An 18,425-nucleotide genomic window follows, 5' to 3' on the forward strand; every position below is an offset into this window, starting at 1 on the left:
CTTGGTGCAAGGCTGCACCGAGTGCAATCCTCATTGCATGACTCTCCCACCTGCGATCGGCGCCGCCTCCGCAGCGGGCCTGCGCGCCACCAACGCGCGCCGCACCCGCGAGGCGATCCAGGCCAGTGCCCTGCGCTTGGCCGCCGAGCGCGGCTACGAGGCCACCACCGTGGAGGACGTCGCCGCTGACGCGGGAGTCTCCCGCCGCACGGTCTTCAACTACTTCCCGACAAAGGCCGACCTCATCCTCCGGGCGCCCCAGGTCCCGCCCCAGGCCGAGATCGAGGCCTTCGTCGCCTCCGACGGCGAGCTCCTGCCCGATCTCCTCCAGCTGATCACTCACGCCGTGGCCCCCATGGGCAGCGACGCCGAGGAGTTCCAGCGGCTGCGCCGCGTGCTGCGCGACACCCCGAGCATCGTCCCCGAGCTCCAGTCGCGCGTGCGCCTCGTCCACTCGGTCGTCCGCGCCGCCCTCGCCCGGCGCCTGGGGGCGGACCTCGGGTCCCCTCAGGTCATCGCGGCCGCCGCACTGGCCATCACGTTGTACAGGGCGGCCTACGAGCTCTGGGCCGGCGACGGCGGTGATCCCGGCGCCGATGCGACCTGCGACGGGACGGCCCCGTCCTCCTTCCCGGCATCGGCCGCGCCCGGGACCCTCGCGGAGGCGCTCGACCTCGTCACCGCCAGCCTCCGCGGCATCTTCGACAACCCCAAGGCGCCCGCCGCCGCCACGAGAAAGGACCACGCGTGACCAAGCGCGACACCGACACCCCCATCGCGCAGGTCGGGGGGCCAGAGGCCATCAGGGCAGCGGACGTCTTCAAGCCCGACCGCCGCTTCTGGGCCGTTTACGCCTCCCTGCTCGTCGTCATGTTCCTATCCGCTCTCGACCAGATGATCGTCGGCACCGCGCTGCCCACCATCGTCGGCGACCTCGGCGGCGCCAGCCACATGGCGTGGATCATCACCGCCTACACCCTCGCCGTCACCGTGGCCATGCCGGTCTACGGCAAGCTCGGCGACCTCGTTGGCCGCAAGACCCTCTTCCTGGTCGCCATCGCCCTCTTCCTCGTCGGCTCGGCGCTGTGCGGCACCGCCGAGTCCATGACGGCGCTCATCGCCTGGCGGGCCCTGCAGGGACTGGGCGGCGGCGGCCTCATGATCTCCTCCCAGGCCATCACCGGGGACCTCATCCCGCCGCGCGTTCGCGGCACCTACATGGCCCCCATGGGCGCCATGTTCGGTATCGCCTCCGTCCTCGGCCCCATCATCGGCGGCTGGCTGACCGACTCCGTCTCCTGGCACTGGGTCTTCTGGGTGAACCTGCCGCTGGGCGTCATCGCCTGGATCGCCGTGTGGGTGGTCCTCAAGCTTCCCGGCCCGCAAGCTTCCGGGCCTCGATCGACTGGGCCGGGCTGGGCCTCATGAACCTCGGGGCCGTGCTCATCGTCCTCGTGGCCACATTCGGCGGCAACCAGCTCGACTGGACCAGCCCCGCGCTCATCGCCATGATCGTCGTCGGCGCGCTGGCCTGGCTCATCCTGCCCCTGGTCGAGAATCGCGTCGCTGAGCCGATCCTGCCCATGACGGTGCTCATGAACCGCACCTTCGTCCTCACCACCGTCCAGGGGATGCTGGCCATGGGCGGAATGATCGGCGCCAGCCTCTACCTGCCGACCTTCCTCCAGATGAGCTACGGCTACTCCGCGACCGCCTCCGGCATCCTCCTGGTCCCCATGACGGTGGGGATGCTGGTCGCCGGAATCGGCTCCGGCATCCTCGTCACCCGCACCGGGCGCTACCGGGCGTACCTCGTCATCGGGCCGGTCATCGCCGGCGCGGCGCTGCTGTGGATGAGCACCTTCAGCGCCTCCACCCCCGTGTGGATCATCTCGACCGCCGTCTTCGTCCTCGGCGCGGGGATCGGGCTGTTCTTCCAGCTGCTCATCACACTCGTGCAGAACGACGTCGAGCCGCACCACCTCGGCACGGCCACCAGCGGCAACAACTTCTTCCGCGAGGTCGGCGTCTCACTGGGCGCCTCCCTCATCGGCGTTGCCTTCTCCAACAACCTGGCCGATCAGCTCGGCGCCAGGCTCATGGCCCTGGCCGCGAGCGAGGACCCGCGGATCCAGGAGGCGCTGCGGGGCTTCCACGGCGGCGATGCCGGCTCCTCGCTCACGCCGGCCCTCGTCAACCAGCTCCCGGACGCCCTCCACACGGCGATCACCAACGCCTACGCCGACGCGCTCACCCCGATCTTCCTGCTCATGGTGCCCGTCTTCGGTCTGGCCATGCTCATCGGGTTCTTCTACAAGGACGTCCCCCTCTCGCGCCAGTCCGCCCTCAAGCAGGTCGCCCAGGCCGAGAGCGCCAGTGCCGAGGATGCCGGGGACGACGGCGAGTCCGGAGATGCTGGTCCCGAGGCCCCTCACCGCCGCCGTCCCGGGACCATAGGCCTCGAGGCCCCCGACGGCATCGACGGCCCCATGCCCGAGGCGGAGCTCGACCGATGAGGCCGGACCCAAGGAGCCCGGCTCCCGTCATGGTGGCGAGCCTCTGACATGATGAGCGCCGTGAAACGCGAACCGCTCGACGCTCGTCTGTCCGCCGCCCTGCCCGAGACCGTCGACCTCAGGCTCGTGGTCACCGACATGGACGGCACGCTCGTCGACGGCGAGGGGCGCCTCCCCGCGGGACTCGACGACGCCGTCGCCGAGATGCGCGAGCGCGGAGTCCTCTTCTCACCGGCCTCCGGGCGGCAGATGGCCAACCTCCGCGCCGTGCTGGGCCCGGCCGTTGATGACTCTCCCCTCATCGCGGAGAACGGCTCCCTCGTCATCCACGACGGCGCCGAGATCCACTCCGTGACCATCAGCCCCGACGAGGCCCGCGCCGCCATCACCGCCGTCCATCGCCTCCGCTCCGAGGGGCGCGATCTCGGGGCGGTCGTGGCCTGCAAGGAAAGCGCCTACACCGAGAGGGACGACGCCCCCTTCACCGATCGGATCGGCATCTACTACACCGCCCATCAGGGCGTCGACGCCCTCCTGGCCCTCCCGCTGGACACCGTCCTCAAGGTCGCCGTGTTCGACTTCGACGACGTCGAGGACGGCACCGCTGAGGCGATGCGCCAGGCCGTGCCCACCGTCCAGACCGTCGTCTCGGGCAAGCACTGGGTGGACCTCATGTCCCACGGCGCGGACAAGGGACGCGCCGTCGCCGCCATCCAGGAGCGCCTGGGCATCACCCCCGCGCAGACCGCCGTCTTCGGCGACTACCTCAACGACCTCAGCCTCTACGACCGCTCCGAGCTCGGCTTCGCGATGGCCAACGCCCATCCCAGCGTCCTGGCGGCCGCCGACTACACGGCGCCGGCCAACACCGAGGACGGAGTGCTGCGCTCCGTCGCCGCCCTCATGGCGCGGATTCCCGCCGGCCGCGGCTGAGCAGCCGCCCGGGCCCGCCGGCGGGTATGGGAAGGGCCCGTGTCAGGCACCGCGCAGAGCCCGCCCGAGCGCGTCGATGGACTCCGCCCGGAAGTCCCGCATCGAGCGGGCCCACTGGCAGATGTCCGCCCCGTGGTACATGCCCGGCTCCACGCGCAAGCGCACGGGCACGCCGCTGGCCTCCAGCCGACCCGCGTAATCGACGCACTCGTCGACGAAGAGGTCGAGGCCCCCCACCCCGATCCACGCGGGGGCGAGGCCGGTCAGGTCCTCGCGGCGAGCCGCCGCCGCCCAGGGGCGGTCCTCGGGCTCCCCTGAGGGATGCGAGAGATAGGCCTGCCAGCACTCCGCGTTCTGCCGGGCCGTCCATACGAAGTCGCCCCGGCCCGGGATGTCGACCCCGCCGACGCCGGTGCGGTCATCGAGCATGGGGTAGATGAGCATCTGAAAGGCCAGGTCGATCCCCTCATCGCGGCAGCGCTGGGCGAGCGCCGCCGCCAGGCCCCCGCCGGCGCTCGCCCCTCCCACCGCCACGCGGGAGGCGTCCACGTCCAGGGCCGGGGCGCTCATGCGCAGCCACCGCAGCGCGCTCCGCGCGTCGTCGATCGCCGCGGGGTAGGGGTGCTCGGGGGCGAGGCGGTAGTCCACCGAGACCACGAGAATTCCGAGCTCGCGGGCGATGCGCGAGCACAGGGCGTGGTCCTGGGCGGGGCTGCCGGCGACGAGGCCGCCGCCGTGGATCCAGATGAGCGCGCCGCTCGGCCCGCCCTCGCGCCGGGCGGAGGTCTCATAGAGCCACAGGCGCAGGCTCCGGCCATCCGAGTCAATGACCTGCTCGCGGCCCAAACGGCGGGGGAAGACCCGGGCCTGGCTGGTCAGCCGCCTCATCCCGGTGGAGGAGTCAGGCGTGATGGGCCGGGGCTCGCCCGTCGGCCCGTGGCCGAGGACCAGCAGGGGAGCGCGCAGCTCCGAGGCGACGTCGTGAAAGGCCGGGCCCAGGTCCCGTCGCCGCGCGCTCACCGCGCCCGCGGCGACGCCGATCGCGGCGATGCCGGCCAACGCCGCGGCGCCCATCGACGGGCGCCCGCCGAGTCCCGGCATCTCAATCCTCCTCATCGAATGCTCTCGCGAGCTTGGCATCCAATTCATCGACGATCACCCGCTCGCCGTGCCCCACCGCAGCGCCTCCCATGAGCGCGTCGAGCCTGCGGCGCTCCCGTTTCGTGGGGCGACCCGCCCCGCGATCCCGGATGATCGCCGCCGGCGAGTCCAGGGGGGAGGGCCTGGGGGCGGAGAAGTCCTTGTAGGCGGTGCGGGCGATGGGCGCGCCGACCCGCTTGACGAGGATGCGGGTGACCAGCAGTCGGCGGTCGAAGCCATCCACCCGGTAGCGGATCTCGTCACCGACCTTGACCTGCTGGGCGGGCTTCGCCGCCTCCCCGTTGACGCGCACGTGCCCTGCCCTGCAGGCGGCGGTCGCCGCCGACCGGGACTTAATCTGGCGCGTGCTCCACAACCACACGTCCACGCGCGCGCCCGCGGGCCCGCCGGAGCCCGCGGCGTCCTCGATCGCCCGTCGGCGCGCCTGATCGAGGGATTCCCGCGTCCCGGAGCCGTCGTCGGTTGCCACAGCGGCATCCTAGCCTCGCAGGCGCCTCAGCCTCGACGCCGACGGCATGACGCCCGCCGGAGGGATCGGCGGGCCCGCGCCACGATCCCGGCGCCCAGCAGCAGCATCCCCGCGATGAGGAGCGACCGGTGGCGGCCGTCGCTCAGGAGCGCCCCCGGCGCCCGGGCGACGACGTCCCTCGCGGTCTCGATGATGCTGGGGGCGCCATCCCCGCCGGCCGCGCAGTCGGCGAGCGCGGACCGAAGGGCCCGGCGGTCCGCGTCCGGCAGGCCGAGCCGGTAGGCGGCGGCGACGCTCACGAAGCGCTGCGCGTACGCGCACCGGAACGAGTCGTTGGAGGGCCACCAGCCGGGCGGGGCAGCCGTGGACCACGTGCCGGTCTCCGTGGAGCCGATGGGGCAGGTGGCCGGGCCGCAGGCCCCCTTGGACTGGTTGGCCTTGCCCTCGACGGCCACGAGGTTGAGCGGGTCGTTGGCCACCAGCAGGCGAGTGCGGGCGTCCCACGCCCACGCGCCGTGGGCGTAGAGGTAGTTGAGGGGCACGACGTGGTCGATCTGGACGGCGTCGGATGTCGATCGCCCGCGCTGGAAGCTCACCGAGGCGCCGGTGTACGGGTCGTGGAGGACCCCGCTCCACACCGTGGCATCGGGGCAGACCGCCGCGCCCTGGCCCACGCCGTCCTCACGGCCCTGCTGCCCGTCCGCGCGGGAGAAGTCCGCGTGGGACAGGTCACGGGCGAGGATCTCGTCGCGCGTGTCGCAGCCATCGCCGTCGACGTCCTCCCACGCCTTGCCGAACCAGCCGGTGCGGCTGCCCCCGGTGCTCCAGGACTCGGCGGCGGGCTGATCGGCGGGAAGCGCGTCGAGCGCCGCGATCGCCGCGGCCGGATCGAGGGTGGCGCTCGCCCGATCGTCCCAGGCGACGCCGTCGAGCCATCCCTGGGCGGCGGGGGCGCCGACGGGCATGGCGGGAGGCGACGGCTCCGACTCCGCGGCCGTGCCGATAGGGGCGGCCGCCAGGGCGAGGGCGCACGCCGCCATGCCGAGGGGCAGGGCGTGGATGGGACGGCGCATGGGCCGACCGTACGTCGCCGGGCCGTCCCTTGGGCGCAGGCCTGTGGACAGTGCGCCTGACCGGCCTGGATCCACAGGCTCAGGGCAGGATGCGCGCGGCGGACCGGAACAGCCCGTACCACTGCGGCCGCAGGGAGGACTACCGGTCTCGGGGGTCGGCCGCGTCGTCGAGGAACCACAGGGTCCGCTCGCCCCGGGCGCAGGAGATCGGGGCGAGCGCGGCGTCGGGCGATCCCAGGCCGGCGCGGGCGGCGTCGCGCTTGTCCTGCCCGAAGGCCAGGAGCACCACGAGCCGGGAGCGGTGGAGCGCCGGGAAGGTGAGGGTGGCGCGCTGGGGCGGGGGCTTGGGGGAGTCCTCGACGGCGGCCATGTCCCTCCCCGTGGTCAGCGCCGCGGGGTGCCCGGGGAAGAGGGAGCAGACGTGCCCATCGGGGCCCATGCCCAGGTGGATCGCGTCGAGGCGCCCGCCGACGGGACCCGCGATGGCCAGGTCGCGCTCGAGCGCCTCCGCGGCGAGGCGGACGTCGGCGACGGCCTCCGGCCCGGCCAGCCGGTGGATGTTCCCCTCGGGCACGCCGGCCTCCGCCAGGGGGGCGGCGAACAGGTCGTTGCGCTCGGCGTCGCCCGCGGGCACGAAGCGCTCATCGCCGAACCAGATGTGCAGCCCCCGCAGGTCCTGGGGCGAGATCCCGGCGTCGGCGAGAGCGGCCGGCAGCGCGTGGGCGATGGCCTTGCCACCGGAGCCACCGGTCAGCGCGAGATGAGCGGCGCCCCTGGCGGTGAGGGCCTCGGCGATCGCCGAGGCGATCGCGGCGCTCGCGCGCTCGGCGGCCTCGGCGCGGGTGGGTGCGATATCGACCACCGGGGCGGGCAGGCCCGCCGCCCGGGACTCGATGCCGTGGCACGCGCTGGGGCGCGCGGAGGTGGGCTCGGTCATCGCGTCTCCTCCTGTGAGAGCCGTGGGTCCTGGGCCCGGGGGCCCTCGGCGAGGAAGGCTGCGAGGACCTCCCCGTAGAGAGGATCGGGGGACAGCCGGCGCAGCTCCTCGTCGAGGGTCGTCACGTCGCTGCGGCGGGCCATGGTGGCGATCTGCGGCTCGCGCCCATCGGGGCGGCACACGCGCACGCGGTCGGTGTCGACACGGGTGATCGTGATCTCTCCCTCCGGGGTGCGGGCCCGCACGGAGGCGATGCCCTTGAATCCCTCGACATCGCGGCGCTCCACGGGCACGCCCAGGCGGAGCCTCAGCCAGGAGGTCATGAGCGCCACGGAGGCGTTGCAGTGCTCTCCCTCGATGACCATCGAGGTCACGCCCGCGCCGCGCAGGGCGGGGGACAGGACGGAGGCCACCATGGCGCGCCACAGCGTGATGCGCGTCCAGGCCAGGTCGATGTCCCCGCGCCGCGAGCTCGGCGCCAGGCCGCGCAGGGCGGTCTCGGGCCGCTCGAGGGCCGGGGCGTTGGTGATCCTCGCGGTGGCGAGGCGCCCCAGGGGATCGTCGGCGGGCACGGGCGGGCACTCATGGGGCCACCAGACGACCACGGGCGTGTCGGGCAGGAGGAAGGGGACGACGAGCGTGTCGATGTGGTCGGCGGCCTCGCCCCAGGGGCGCAGGACGATCGTCTCGCCCGCGCCGGCGTCATGGCCGGTGCGGATCTCGGCGTCGAGGTGCCCCCCGATGTCGGAGGCGACGTGGCCGTCCCGGCTGCGGGGCCTCGAGGGCTCCCGGGCCTCCTCGCGCTCGGGGACCACCGCGATGATGCGGCTGGGATGGTCCCGGCTGGCCCCGTGAGCCGCCTCGAGGGAGGCCTCGAGGTGCTCGGCGTCGCAGGCGATGAGCAGGGTCAGGACGTGGGAGCGACCGTGGGCGCCCTCGTCGGCCAGGATCGCCGAGGTGATCTTGGCGGTGGTGGTGGCGGTGAGCGTGGTGATCATGAGCGCCTCCAGGCACGGCCCTCGCGGGCGAGCAGATCGTGTGCGTCCTCGGGCCCCCACGAGCCGGGGCGGTAGTCCCGCGGCGCCCCGGAGGCCGACCAGTGCTCGATGACCGGGTCGAGGATCCTCCATGACAGGTCCACCTCCCGCTGGTGGGGGAACAGCGGGGCGTCCCCGAGGAGGGCGTCGAGGATGAGGCGCTCGTAGGCCTCGGGGGACTCCTCGTTGAAGGTGGCGCCGTAGCCGAAGTCCATCGTCACGTCGCGCAGCTCCATCTGGGTGCCGGGCACCTTGGAGGCCACTCGCAGGGTCACGCCCTCGTCGGGCTGGATGCGCAGAACGATGGTGTTGGCGCCGATACCGGCGGTCGCGGCGTCGTCGAAGGGCAGGAAGGGCGGCTGGCGGAAGACGATGGCGACCTCGGTCACCCTGCGGGCAAGGCGCTTGCCCGCGCGCAGGTAGAAGGGAACGCCCGCCCAGCGGCGGTTGGCGATCTCCAGGCGCAGCGCCGCGAAGGTCTCCGTGCGCGAGTCCGGCGCCACGCCGTCCTCCTCCAGGTAGCCCTTGACAGCGGTGCCGCCCTGGTAGCCGGGGGCGTAGCGGCCCCGGGAGGTCGTGGCGTCCAGGTCGAGGACACCGTCGCGCTCCAGGCGCACCGAGGCCAGGACCTTCTCCTTCTCGGCCCGCACGGCCGCGGCGTCCATCGAGATCGGCTCCTCCATCGCCACCAGTGCCAGGAGCTGGAGGAGGTGGTTCTGGATGACGTCGCGCGCCGAGCCGATGGTGTCGTAGTAGCCGGCCCGCGTGCCGATGCCGATGTCCTCGGCCATGGTGATCTGCACGTGGTCCACGTAGCGCTGGTTCCACAGGGGCTCGAACATCGTGTTGGCGAAGCGCAGCGCCAGGATGTTCTGGACCGTCTCCTTGCCCAGGTAGTGATCGACCCGGAAGACGTCGTCGGGCCGCACGATGCGGCCGATGAGCGCGTCGAGCTCGCGCGCGGAGGCCCGGTCATGGCCAAAGGGCTTCTCGACGACGACGCGTCTCCAGGATCGCTCATCGCGCTCCACCAGGCCGGAGCGGGCGATGCGCTCGGTGACGGCGGGGAACCAGCCCGGGGGGATCGACAGGTAGAAGGCTCGGTTTCCGGCCGTGCCGCGCGAGGCGTCGAGGTCCTCGACCACGCGGGTCAGGCGCTGGTAGGCGTCATCGTCCTCGAAGGAGGCGAAGGTGACGAAGCGCATCCCGGCCGCCAGCTGCTCCCAGGTGGCGTCGCGCCACGGGGTGCGGGCGCCCGCGCGCGCCCACTTCTCGACGTAGTCGCGCATAGCGCCATCGTCCCAGTCGCGCCGCCCCACGCCCACCAGGGAGAAGCTGGGGGAGAGCAGCCCGCGGTTAGCCAAGTCGTAGACGGCCGGCAGCAGCTTGTTGCGCGCGAGATCGCCGGTGATGCCGAACATCACCAGGGCGCAAGGATCGGCGATCCTCGGCAGTCGCAGGTCACGACTGTCGAGCAGCGCCGTCGCCGAAGGGGGACGGGACTGGGCCGGTTCTGTGGATGCGGGCACGGGGGCCTTCCTGGAGTGGTGGCGGCCGCAGGGCTCTGGCGGCCGGACTCACTCTAGGCGCCCGGAGCGCTGGGCCCCGGCGTGTTTCACGTCGAGAGTAAGGGGCCGGGGCGGGTGGCGCCGCGGGCTTCCGCGCGGGCTACTGTTGGCAGCGGCCCACGCGACGATCCCCGCGGGCAGCGGGGCCGAAGGCGCCAGCCGCATCGGCTGCCCGGGCCGCGATCCACCGAAAGGCAACGCGATGACCAGCTTCACCCCTGCCCCCTCAACCGCAGACCTCGGCGTCGTCGGCCTGGGGGTGATGGGAGCCAACCTCGCCCGCAACCTGGCCCGCCACGGCCACGAGGTGGCCGTCTTCAACCGAACCCTGGCCCGCACCGAGAAGCTCATGGACCGCCACGCGGACGAGGGCGCCTTCGTGCCCGCCGCCGAGCTCGCGGACTTCGTCGCCTCCCTGCGCCGCCCCCGCGTGGCCATCATCATGGTCCAGGCCGGGGCCGCCACCGAGGCGGTCATCGACGCGCTCGCCGAGCTCATGGAGCCCGGCGACATCATCGTCGACGCCGGCAACACCCTCTACACCGACACCCGCCGCCGCGAGAAGGCCCTGCGCGATCGCGGTCTGCACTTCGTGGGCATGGGCGTCTCCGGAGGCGAGGAGGGCGCGCTGCTGGGCCCCTCCATCATGCCCGGCGGCACGGCGGAGTCCTACGACCGCCTCGGCCCCATGCTCGAGTCCATCTCCGCCCAGGTCGACGGCGTCCCCTGCTGCACCCATGTGGGCCCCGACGGCGCGGGCCACTTCGTCAAGATGGTCCACAACGGCATCGAGTACGCCGACATGCAGCTCATCGCCGAGGCCTACGACCTCCTGCGCGGCGTGGCGGGCATGAGCGTGGCCGAGATCGCCGAGGTCTTCCGCGCCTGGAAGGACTCCGAGCTCGACTCCTACCTCATCGACGTCACCACCGAGGTCCTCTCCCGCACGGACCCCGCCACCGGCGGGCCCTTCGTCGACGCCATCGTCGACGCCGCGGGCCAGAAGGGCACCGGCGTGTGGACCACTCAGACAGCCCTGGAGCTGGGCGTGGCCGTGCCCGCCATCGCTGAGGCCACGTTCGCGCGCGCCGCCTCCTCCTCGGCCGGCGCGCGCCTGGCCGTGCGCGGCGCCTCCCTCGACGCCGGCGCCCAGCCCCCGGCCCTGGACACGCCAGGGGCGCGCGAGGAGTTCGTGGCGGCGGTCAAGGACGCGCTCTACGGCTCGAAGATCGCCGCCTACGCCCAGGGCTTCGACGAGATCGCCACGGCCTCGGGGCTCTACGGCTGGCAGGTCGACCTGGGGGCCATGGCCCGCATCTGGCGCGGCGGCTGCATCATCCGCGCCCGCTTCCTGGACGACATCACCCGCGCCTACGACGAGGAGCCGGCGCTCGGCAGCCTCCTGACCGCCCCGGTCTTCGCCTCCGCGCTGGAGGCGGTCCTGCCCGCCTGGCGCCGCATCGTCGCCACGGCGGCCCTGGCCGGCGTGGCGGCGCCCGCCTTCGCCTCCTCGCTGGCCTACGTGGACCAGCTGAGGGCCGAGCGCCTGCCGGCGGCCCTCATCCAGGGCCAGCGGGACTTCTTCGGCTCGCACACCTACCACCGCGTGGACGACCCGGAGGGCACCTACCACGTCACCTGGTCCGCGACCGAGCGCGTCGAGGAGAAGTGGGCCTGAGGCCCGAGAGGGACGAGGGCGCCGGGCGCCCACGCGCCCATCCCCGTCCCGGCGCCGTATTCCCGCGTTCGATGGGGGAGAGAGAGCATGAACGGCGCGACGGCGGCGCGCGGGGACCGGTATGGTTGGCCCATCGCGGCGCGACGAGCGCCGCCCTACCAGAGGGGGCCACGATGACGAGCATTCCATCGGATTCGGACACCACGTCGACCCAGACCCTCGGCGCGATCGACTTCTCCGCCGATGTCGACGTCCAGGTCATCGGCCTCTCGGCTCAGGACCGGGCCGCGATCGCCGCCCTGCCTGCGGGCACGGCGCTCCTCATCGTCGAGCACGGCCCGGTGACCGGGGCGCGATTCCTCCTGGACGCCCAGCAGACGACCGTGGGCCGCCATCCCCGCGCGGATATCTTCCTCGACGATGTGACGGTGTCCCGCAAGCACGCGATCTTCTCCGCCGTCGACGGCGGGTACGCCGTGCGTGACTCGGGGTCGCTCAACGGCACTTACGTCAATAGGGAGCGTGTGGAGCAGGCGGCCCTGCGAGCCGGTGACGAGGTCCAGATCGGCAAGTTCCGGATGACCTACCACCCCGGCCCCGCCGCGACCGCCCAGTGAGCCGGCCCAGTCGATTCCGCGAGCAGCGCCCCGCCGCCGGACCGGGGGCTCCCGGGCCGTGGCCGCGCGGCGTCTCCCGCGAGGCCACGATGAAGATCAGCGAGGTCGTCGAGGCGCTGAGGGCCGAGTTCCCCGCGCTGTCGGTGTCCAAGCTGCGCTACTTGGAGGCTGAGGGGCTCATCTCGCCGCACCGGATCGGCAACGGCTACCGGCGCTACTCGCAGGCCGACGTCGCCAGGCTGCGCTTCGCCCTGACGGCCCAGCGGGACGAGTACCTGCCGCTGGGCGTCATCCGCGAGAGGCTGGAGGACATGGACGCCTCCGCCTCGGCGCCGGATCCCGCCCCCGTCGCCCGGGTGGTGGCCTCGCGGGGGCGCGCCGTCGAGGGAGCCGACATGAGCCTGGAGGACCTCAGGGCCCTTACGGGCGCCTCCGAGGCGGATATCAACGAGCTCATCTCAGCAGGCCTCATCGCCGCCGACGCCCGTGGGCGCTTCGCCCCCCAGAGCCTGCGCGTCACGCGCCTTGCCCTGGAGGCCGCGAGCCTGGGGCTGCCCCTGCGCAACCTGCGATCGGTGCGCACCAGCGCGGAGCGGGCGGCGGACTCCATCGATCAGGCCACGCAGTCCGCCCGGCGGCGCTCGGCCACGGCGGCCGAGGACTCCGCCACCCGGCTCGCCGGCCTCATCGGCGAGCTGCACGGGGAGCTGCTGCACCTGGCCGTGCGCGCCCTGTCCTGAGCCGCACGGCCTCCCCGGCGCGCCCGGCACCGGCGAGGGCCGCAGTCGCCAGTGAGTCGGTGCACCCATTCGCCGGACGCGGCGCCCCGCTGACCCGTAGCCTTGTGGGATGCGCCCCATGCATCTCGTGGGCATCCGATCCACCGCAGCCTCCACCGGCCTCGTCGCGATCCTCGTCGAGGCCGGTGGCCCTGGCATGATCGCCGTTCCCGTCACCGCGCGCGAGGGACTCGTGCTCTCCGAGCCGGTTCCCTCCACGCGACCCGGCTGGGTGAGCCTACTGGCGCGCAGCGTCCAGATGCTGGGCGGCTCCCTCCTCCAGATACGGCTCGGGGTCGACGCCGACGCCCGCCTCGTCTGCGGCCTGGCCATCGCCGGGAGGAACGAGCGCGGAGAGGTGGGGGAGGTCCCCTGCGCCCCGGGCGACGCCCTCGTCCTGGCGAGCGCCCTGGACCGGCCGGTCCTCGCCTCCGAGACGCTGCTGAGGCTGCGCGGGGTGGACCTGGGCGAGCAGACGACACATGAGCGGATGGCGCGCTGGCGCCGGAGCCTGGCCACCGCCGTCCCGGAGGATCCCCCGACCAGGTGAGGGCGGGATCCGACGGAGCCCGCGCGACACGCGGGACGCATGTGGTAGATGTGATTATTGAGGTGATCTCAGTCACGCACACCTACTCCGGCGCACTGGCGAAATCCTCAAATTCCAGGCGAAACCCGGTCTCCCGTCGTCAGGCCTCGAGTTGGGGCTGAGATTGAGATCCAGTGGAGGGGTCCCACTCGGCGCGCCCTTCGTTGAGCGGGAGCTGATCGCCCTCTATCGTGGGTCATGCGGTCGTTGACGGCAGCCCGTCGCGATCCGAAGTCCAGTAACCGATCTGTGAGGAGCAGTCCTGTGAGCGCGAACGAAGCGAGTCTTCACGCACCCGCACCGCAGCTCGCCCAGGGCATGCTCTTCGGCGACACCCTTCCGGACCTCGACACCTCCTCGGGGTACCGCGGGCCGGTCGCCTGCCGCGCCGCTGGCATCACCTACCGCCAGCTCGACTACTGGGCCCGCACCGGGCTGGTCGAGCCGACGGTGCGCGGCGCCAAGGGCTCGGGCACGCAGCGCCTCTACTCCTTCCGCGACATCCTTCTGCTCAAGATCGTCAAGCGCCTGCTCGACACCGGCGTCTCCCTCCAGCAGATCCGCACCGCGGTGGACGCCCTCCACGAGCGGGGGGTCGAGGACCTCACGTCTATCACCCTCATGAGCGACGGCGCCTCCGTCTACGAGTGCACCAGCGCCGACGAGGTCATCGACCTCGTCCAGGGCGGGCAGGGCGTCTTCGGGATCGCCGTCGGCCGGGTCTGGCATGAGGTCGAGGGATCGCTCGCCGAGCTCCCCGTGGACCACGCCGAGGCCCCCATCGTCGAGGATGAGCTCGCCAAGCGCCGGGCCGCCAAGCGACAGGCCGGCTGATCCACTCCTGGGGATCGCGCGAGGGCGACCCCCAAGGGCGACGCGGGCGGGATCCCACTGGACCGCGCCCGCTCCGCGCCATCCATCACAGCACCGTGAGAAGCCCCGCCCCGGTCCAGGGGAGAGCGGGGCGTCACCGGGCCTCCAGGACCTCAGGCAGTCTGGCGGCCCAGGACGTAGCGGCGCGCGAAGCCGTCCTCGAGGTCGGTGATCGTCACCTGCACGAGTCCCGCGGAGTCGATCTCGTAGCGCTCCTGAACGCGGCGCCCTGCGCCTGTGCGCTCGACAGGGCACCCGGAGAAGCTCCTCATCGCGCAGGGCGGGGTCGAAGGGGAAGATGATCTCCTGGTACGGGGCGAGCTCGCCCCGGGGCTCGCCGTCGGCGTCGACGCCCGCGCACTCGACGAACCGGAAGCGGCCGATGTTGTGGACGGCCGTGTACTGGCGGGTGATGACCGTGCCCTCGCGGGTGGCGCCGGCCTGGATCGCGTCCTCCCCGAGGAGGGCGTCGAAGGTCGTGCGCTGGCCTCCGTCGGCCTCGCGGAACACTCCGAAGCCGCGCGAGAGGCGGTCGATGAGGTCATAGCCGGAATCGCGGTCCGAGGCGATGGCGAGGCCGATCGCGGTGGAGGCGCCGGGGTAGGGGGAGCGGTGGACCCTCGCGCCAAAGCGCTCGCGCAGCATCCTGGGCACGAGGGGCAGCGCGGAGCCGCCGCCGACCAGGTGGACGCCCGCGACCTCGGTGAGATCCGGGTCGCCGTCGGCGAGACGGCCGATGAGCGGCTCCATGACGTCCAGTGAGCGCTCCATGAGGGGCTTGCAGGCGTCGTAGAGCTCGGCCGTCTGGATGATGACGTCCTTGCCCCGCACGTCCAGCGCGATGCGCCGGGTCTGGGGGGCGAGCGCCTCCTTGGCGTCGCGGCACTGGTCGAGCAGATCGGAGACCTCGCGATCATTGAGGTCCTCCTCCCGCGTGCCCGCGCGCTCGAGCGCGAGCTGGGCGAGGAGGATGTCGACGTCGTCGCCGCCCAGATCCCCCAGGCCGCGGGAGGCCAGGACCTCGTGGGCGACGCCGCGCACGTCCACGAGCGAGGTGTCGAAGGTACCGCCGCCGAGGTCGTAGACCAGCACCCGGGTGCGCTTGGAGGAGACGGTGCGGGCCTTGCGGTGCGTGTACTCGAATCCGGCCGCGCTGGGCTCGTTGAGCATGGCGATGACGTTGAAGCCGGCGTCGCCAAAGGCCTCGAGGGTCAGGAGGCGCTGGGCGCCGAAGGCATGGGCCGGCACGGCGACGGCGATCGAGACGCGTGATCCTCGCGCGCCGGGGTCGGTGTCGTCCATGCCGGGTGCCGCCTTGAGCTGGGCGCGCAGGTGGCGCAGGTAGTCGGTGAGGATCTCCAGGACGGTGAAGCGCTGCCCACCGAGCTCGACCTCGGTGGCCGGGGTGATGCGCGGGCTCGAAAGGCGCCGCTTGAGGCTGCGCAGCAGCGGGGCGCCCTCGCGGGCGGCGGCGCGCGCAGCGAAGCCGTGGACCAGGCCGTCCGGAGTCAGGGCCGTGAGCGAGGGCAGGTACTCCTGGGCGTCGCCGTGCTCATCGGTGAAGGGGACCACCGGGTAGTTCCCGCGGTCGACGCGGGCCACCACGGTCCGCGTGGTGCCCAAGTCGATGCCGAGCGAGGGGCCGGGCCGACCAGCGCTGGAGACCGTGGCCTTGGCTCGGCGGCCGCGTGCGGAGGAGGCGGGCAGGGTCCCTGAGGTGCGCGGGCGCTCGGCTGTCATGGTGCTGAGCCTAGCGTGACCCGGGCGAATAGGGCCGAGCCCCACCGAAGGGCAGGCAGGATCAGGCGCGGGCGCGATGATCGGGGGCGCGGGTGGGCCGCGTCGGCGGCCGCATCGACCAGCAGTCAGACCGCTCTTGCCCGGGCGGGCGCGCGAAGGTAGCGTGACTCACGTTTGACACAGGCCCTGCCAGGGGGATCATCGATGACCCCCGTCGCGCCTCATCCCCCCGACGATCCCCGTCTCGCGGCTCGCCGCTCCCGGTGACGGGGAGGATGGCGCCTGGCAGTGCCGACCAATGAGAGGAGGCACCGGGTGGCAATGGATCACGCCCGGGTGGCGACCGACGTCCTGACCTACGTCGGCGGCGCGGAGAACATCACGGCGGCCGCGCACTGCGCGACCCGACTGCGACTTGTCCTCGCGGACTTGGACAAGGTCGACCAGAGGGCCCTCGACAAGGACCCCGATATCAAGGGCACCTTCATCGCCGGCGGCATGTACCAGATCATCGTCGGCCCCGGCGATGTGGACCACGTCTTCGATCGCATGATCGCGACCGGCGGCGTCAAGGAGGTCTCCAAGGATGAGGCCAAGCAGGTCGCCGCCCAGTCCGGCAACCTCGCCTCGCGGTTCATCAAGATGATCGCGGACATCTTCGTCCCGATCCTCCCCGCCCTGATCGCCGGCGGTCTCATGATGGCGATCAACAACGTCCTGACGGCCGAGGGCCTCTTCGGCGAGATGTCGCTCAAGGACCGGTGGACCTGGCTGGCCGACTACGCCGACCTCATCAACCTCATCTCCTCTGCAGCCTTCGCGTTCCTCCCCGTGCTCGTGGGCTTCTCGGCGGCCAAGCGCTTCGGCGGCAACGTCTACCTCGGCGGGGCCATGGGCGCCGCCATGGTCTCCAGCTCCCTGCTGAGCGCCTACGACATGAGCAACCCCGAGGCGGCCACGAAGTTCTGGGAGTTCACGGGGGCGGCGCCCAGCGGCAGCTGTTCGGCCTGGAGGTCCAGAAGATCGGCTACCAGGCGATGGTCATCCCGATCATCTGCGTCGCCTACCTCCTGTCGGTCATCGAGAAGCAGCTGCACAAGCGCCTGTCCGGCACGGCCGACTTCCTCCTCACCCCGCTCATCACGTTGCTCGGCACCGGCTTCCTCACCTTCGTCGTCGTCGGCCCGATCACGCGCCAGCTCTCCATCTGGATCACCGACGGCCTGGACTGGACCTACAACACGCTCGGCCCCCTGGGTGGCGCGCTGTTCGGCCTCGTCTACTCGCCGATCGTCGTCACCGGCCTGCACCAGTCCTTCCCGGCGGTCGAGATCCCGCTGATCTCCGACATCGCCAACACCGGCGGCTCCTTCATCTTCCCGATCGCCTCCATGGCCAACGTCGCCCAGGGTGCCGTCGCCATCGCGGTCTTCCTGCGCACCAAGGACGCCAAGATGAAGGGCCTGGCCGGCGCCGGTGGCGTCTCCGCGCTCCTCGGCATCACCGAGCCCGCGATCTTCGGCGTCAACCTGCGCCTGCGCTGGCCGTTCTTCATCGGCATGGGATCGGCGGCCATCGGCGCCGCCCTGGTGGCCTTGTTCGACGTGCGCAGTCAGGCGCTCGGCGCCGCGGGATTCGTGGGCTTCGTATCCATGGTCCCCAAGCACATCCCGGCCTACCTCGCCCTCGAGGCCCTCGTCGCGGTGATCGCCTTCAGCGGGACCTACTTCTACTCGCGCACCGCCAAGGGGGCCGCCTCCCTGGCCGATGGCGACGTCGAGGATGAGGCCGCGCTCGAGGCGGAGGCGGAGGCCATCCACGAGCGCACCGCCGAGGGCCAGCCCCATGAGACGGTCAAGGTCGAGCTCCCCGCCGAGGCCGCTGAGGACTTCTCCGTCACCTCGCCCATCGAGGGGCGCGTGGTCCCGCTGTCCGAGGTGGAGGACGCCGTCTTCTCCCAGGGGCTGCTCGGCCCGGGCCTGGCGGTCGTCCCGTCGGCGGGGCCGGTGGTCTCCCCGGTCGACGGCGAGGTCATCGTGGCCTTCCCATCCGGCCACGCCTACGGCATCCGCGCCGCCAGCGGCGTGGAGGTGCTCATCCACGTCGGCATGGACACCGTGCGGCTCGATGGCAGGCACTTCAGCCCGAAGGTCCGCCAGGGCGATGTCATCCGCCGCGGCACGCCGCTGGTCGAGGTCGACTGGGACGCGGTCAAGGCGGCCGGGTACCAGATCGTCACGCCGATCGTCGTGTCCAACGGCGACAGGTTCTCCGGCATCTCCGAGGCCGGGATCCACGACGCCTCGCGCGGCGACACGCTGTTCAGCGTCAACCACGACTGAGCGGGCCCGCCGCTGACCCGCGTCTGGCAAGGAGCCGGGCCCATCGCATTCCCGCGATGGGCCCGGCTCCCCGCTCGAGACCGGTCGATAGCAGCGCCGAGACCGGTTCACGG

The 18,425-nt window shown here is 72.4% G+C and carries 15 protein-coding genes and 2 pseudogenes; 10 read left to right on the top strand and 7 right to left on the bottom strand.

Features of this window, described 5'->3' with window-relative positions:
- Positions 1 to 37: 37 nt before the first annotated feature.
- Genes ABXS69_RS06015 through ABXS69_RS06030 form a run of 4 tightly spaced genes read left to right on the top strand, consistent with a single transcriptional unit; the run spans position 38 to position 3,449 of the window.
- Positions 38 to 751 (top strand): TetR family transcriptional regulator, encoded by a 714-nt coding sequence (locus ABXS69_RS06015; RefSeq protein ID WP_366179861.1) that lies wholly within the window; start codon positions 38 to 40, stop codon positions 749 to 751.
- Positions 748 to 1,428, top strand: a complete 681-nt coding sequence (locus tag ABXS69_RS06020; RefSeq protein WP_366179862.1) for an MFS transporter — start codon at positions 748 to 750, stop codon at positions 1,426 to 1,428. Before ABXS69_RS06015 ends, ABXS69_RS06020 begins: the two co-directional genes overlap by 4 nt.
- Positions 1,425 to 2,516: an MFS transporter gene (locus ABXS69_RS06025; protein WP_366179863.1), complete on the top strand. Its 1,092-nt coding sequence runs from the start codon at positions 1,425 to 1,427 to the stop codon at positions 2,514 to 2,516. Before ABXS69_RS06020 ends, ABXS69_RS06025 begins: the two co-directional genes overlap by 4 nt.
- Positions 2,517 to 2,576: 60 nt before the next feature.
- Positions 2,577 to 3,449: an HAD family hydrolase gene (locus ABXS69_RS06030; RefSeq protein WP_366179864.1), complete on the top strand. Its 873-nt coding sequence runs from the start codon at positions 2,577 to 2,579 to the stop codon at positions 3,447 to 3,449.
- Positions 3,450 to 3,491: 42 nt separating this feature from the next.
- Here the strand turns inward: ABXS69_RS06030 and ABXS69_RS06035 are convergent, their stop codons facing one another.
- The 6 genes from ABXS69_RS06035 to zwf all read right to left on the bottom strand — a co-directional run bounded on the left by ABXS69_RS06035 (position 3,492) and on the right by zwf (position 9,655).
- On the bottom strand, positions 3,492 to 4,550 hold the full coding sequence (locus ABXS69_RS06035) for an alpha/beta hydrolase (RefSeq protein ID WP_366179865.1): 1,059 nt from the start codon (positions 4,548 to 4,550) through the stop codon (positions 3,492 to 3,494).
- A gap of 1 nt (position 4,551) precedes the next feature.
- Positions 4,552 to 5,019, bottom strand: coding sequence for a S4 domain-containing protein (locus ABXS69_RS06040; RefSeq protein ID WP_366181547.1), 468 nt, complete (start codon positions 5,017 to 5,019; stop codon positions 4,552 to 4,554).
- A gap of 86 nt (positions 5,020 to 5,105) precedes the next feature.
- The gene (locus ABXS69_RS06045; RefSeq protein ID WP_366179866.1) at positions 5,106 to 6,152 is read right to left on the bottom strand and encodes an HNH endonuclease family protein; all 1,047 of its coding nucleotides are present in this window, start codon (positions 6,150 to 6,152) and stop codon (positions 5,106 to 5,108) included.
- Positions 6,153 to 6,291: 139 nt separating this feature from the next.
- Entirely contained in the window at positions 6,292 to 7,089 is a 798-nt protein-coding gene (gene pgl / locus ABXS69_RS06050; RefSeq protein WP_366179867.1) for a 6-phosphogluconolactonase, read from the bottom strand.
- On the bottom strand, positions 7,086 to 8,087 hold the full coding sequence (locus ABXS69_RS06055; RefSeq protein ID WP_366179868.1) for a glucose-6-phosphate dehydrogenase assembly protein OpcA: 1,002 nt from the start codon (positions 8,085 to 8,087) through the stop codon (positions 7,086 to 7,088). Before ABXS69_RS06055 ends, pgl begins: the two co-directional genes overlap by 4 nt.
- The gene (gene zwf / locus ABXS69_RS06060; protein ID WP_366179869.1) at positions 8,084 to 9,655 is read right to left on the bottom strand and encodes a glucose-6-phosphate dehydrogenase; all 1,572 of its coding nucleotides are present in this window, start codon (positions 9,653 to 9,655) and stop codon (positions 8,084 to 8,086) included. The genes ABXS69_RS06055 and zwf overlap by 4 nt, the downstream gene beginning before the upstream one ends.
- Positions 9,656 to 9,896: 241 nt before the next feature.
- On the opposite strand from zwf, the gene gndA reads away from it, so the two are divergent.
- The 5 genes from gndA (at position 9,897) to ABXS69_RS06085 (ending at position 14,191) form a co-directional block, all read left to right on the top strand.
- A complete protein-coding gene (gene gndA, locus ABXS69_RS06065; RefSeq protein ID WP_366179870.1) occupies positions 9,897 to 11,372 on the top strand; it encodes an NADP-dependent phosphogluconate dehydrogenase in 1,476 nt (491 codons plus the stop codon).
- A 173-nt stretch (positions 11,373 to 11,545) separates the two neighbouring features.
- On the top strand, positions 11,546 to 11,989 hold the full coding sequence (locus ABXS69_RS06070; RefSeq protein ID WP_366179871.1) for an FHA domain-containing protein: 444 nt from the start codon (positions 11,546 to 11,548) through the stop codon (positions 11,987 to 11,989).
- Between the two features lie 89 nt (positions 11,990 to 12,078).
- Positions 12,079 to 12,729 carry a MerR family transcriptional regulator gene (locus ABXS69_RS06075; protein WP_366179872.1) on the top strand — a complete coding sequence of 217 codons (651 nt, stop codon included), beginning with the start codon at positions 12,079 to 12,081 and terminating at the stop codon, positions 12,727 to 12,729.
- Between the two features lie 109 nt (positions 12,730 to 12,838).
- A complete protein-coding gene (locus ABXS69_RS06080) occupies positions 12,839 to 13,318 on the top strand; it encodes a bifunctional nuclease (RefSeq protein WP_366179873.1) in 480 nt (159 codons plus the stop codon).
- A 357-nt stretch (positions 13,319 to 13,675) separates the two neighbouring features.
- Positions 13,676 to 14,191 (top strand): MerR family transcriptional regulator, encoded by a 516-nt coding sequence (locus tag ABXS69_RS06085; RefSeq protein WP_366181548.1) that lies wholly within the window; start codon positions 13,676 to 13,678, stop codon positions 14,189 to 14,191.
- A 152-nt stretch (positions 14,192 to 14,343) separates the two neighbouring features.
- Here ABXS69_RS06085 and ABXS69_RS06090 read toward each other — a convergent pair.
- A pseudogene (locus ABXS69_RS06090) lies at positions 14,344 to 15,970 on the bottom strand (Hsp70 family protein).
- A gap of 321 nt (positions 15,971 to 16,291) precedes the next feature.
- Between ABXS69_RS06090 and ABXS69_RS06095 the strand changes: the two are divergent.
- A pseudogene (locus ABXS69_RS06095) lies at positions 16,292 to 18,312 on the top strand (glucose PTS transporter subunit IIA).
- Positions 18,313 to 18,425 lie beyond the last annotated feature (113 nt).

The organism is Actinomyces timonensis, assembly GCF_040702965.1.
GTDB classification, from domain to species: domain Bacteria; phylum Actinomycetota; class Actinomycetes; order Actinomycetales; family Actinomycetaceae; genus Actinomyces; species Actinomyces timonensis_A.

Bases quoted from the DNA above. Each gene is read 5' to 3' on its own strand.
- gndA (WP_366179870.1), top strand. From the start codon at position 9,897: ATGACCAGCTTCACCCCTGCCCCCTCAACCGCAGACCTCGGCGTCGTC.
- pgl (WP_366179867.1), bottom strand. From the start codon at position 7,089: ATGACCGAGCCCACCTCCGCGCGCCCCAGCGCGTGCCACGGCATCGAG.
- ABXS69_RS06045 (WP_366179866.1), bottom strand. From the start codon at position 6,152: ATGCGCCGTCCCATCCACGCCCTGCCCCTCGGCATGGCGGCGTGCGCC.
- ABXS69_RS06055 (WP_366179868.1), bottom strand. From the start codon at position 8,087: ATGATCACCACGCTCACCGCCACCACCACCGCCAAGATCACCTCGGCG.
- ABXS69_RS06070 (WP_366179871.1), top strand. From the start codon at position 11,546: ATGACGAGCATTCCATCGGATTCGGACACCACGTCGACCCAGACCCTC.
- ABXS69_RS06035 (WP_366179865.1), bottom strand. From the start codon at position 4,550: ATGCCGGGACTCGGCGGGCGCCCGTCGATGGGCGCCGCGGCGTTGGCC.
- ABXS69_RS06025 (WP_366179863.1), top strand. From the start codon at position 1,425: ATGAACCTCGGGGCCGTGCTCATCGTCCTCGTGGCCACATTCGGCGGC.
- ABXS69_RS06085 (WP_366181548.1), top strand. From the start codon at position 13,676: ATGCTCTTCGGCGACACCCTTCCGGACCTCGACACCTCCTCGGGGTAC.
- ABXS69_RS06080 (WP_366179873.1), top strand. From the start codon at position 12,839: ATGCGCCCCATGCATCTCGTGGGCATCCGATCCACCGCAGCCTCCACC.
- ABXS69_RS06075 (WP_366179872.1), top strand. From the start codon at position 12,079: ATGAAGATCAGCGAGGTCGTCGAGGCGCTGAGGGCCGAGTTCCCCGCG.
- ABXS69_RS06015 (WP_366179861.1), top strand. From the start codon at position 38: ATGACTCTCCCACCTGCGATCGGCGCCGCCTCCGCAGCGGGCCTGCGC.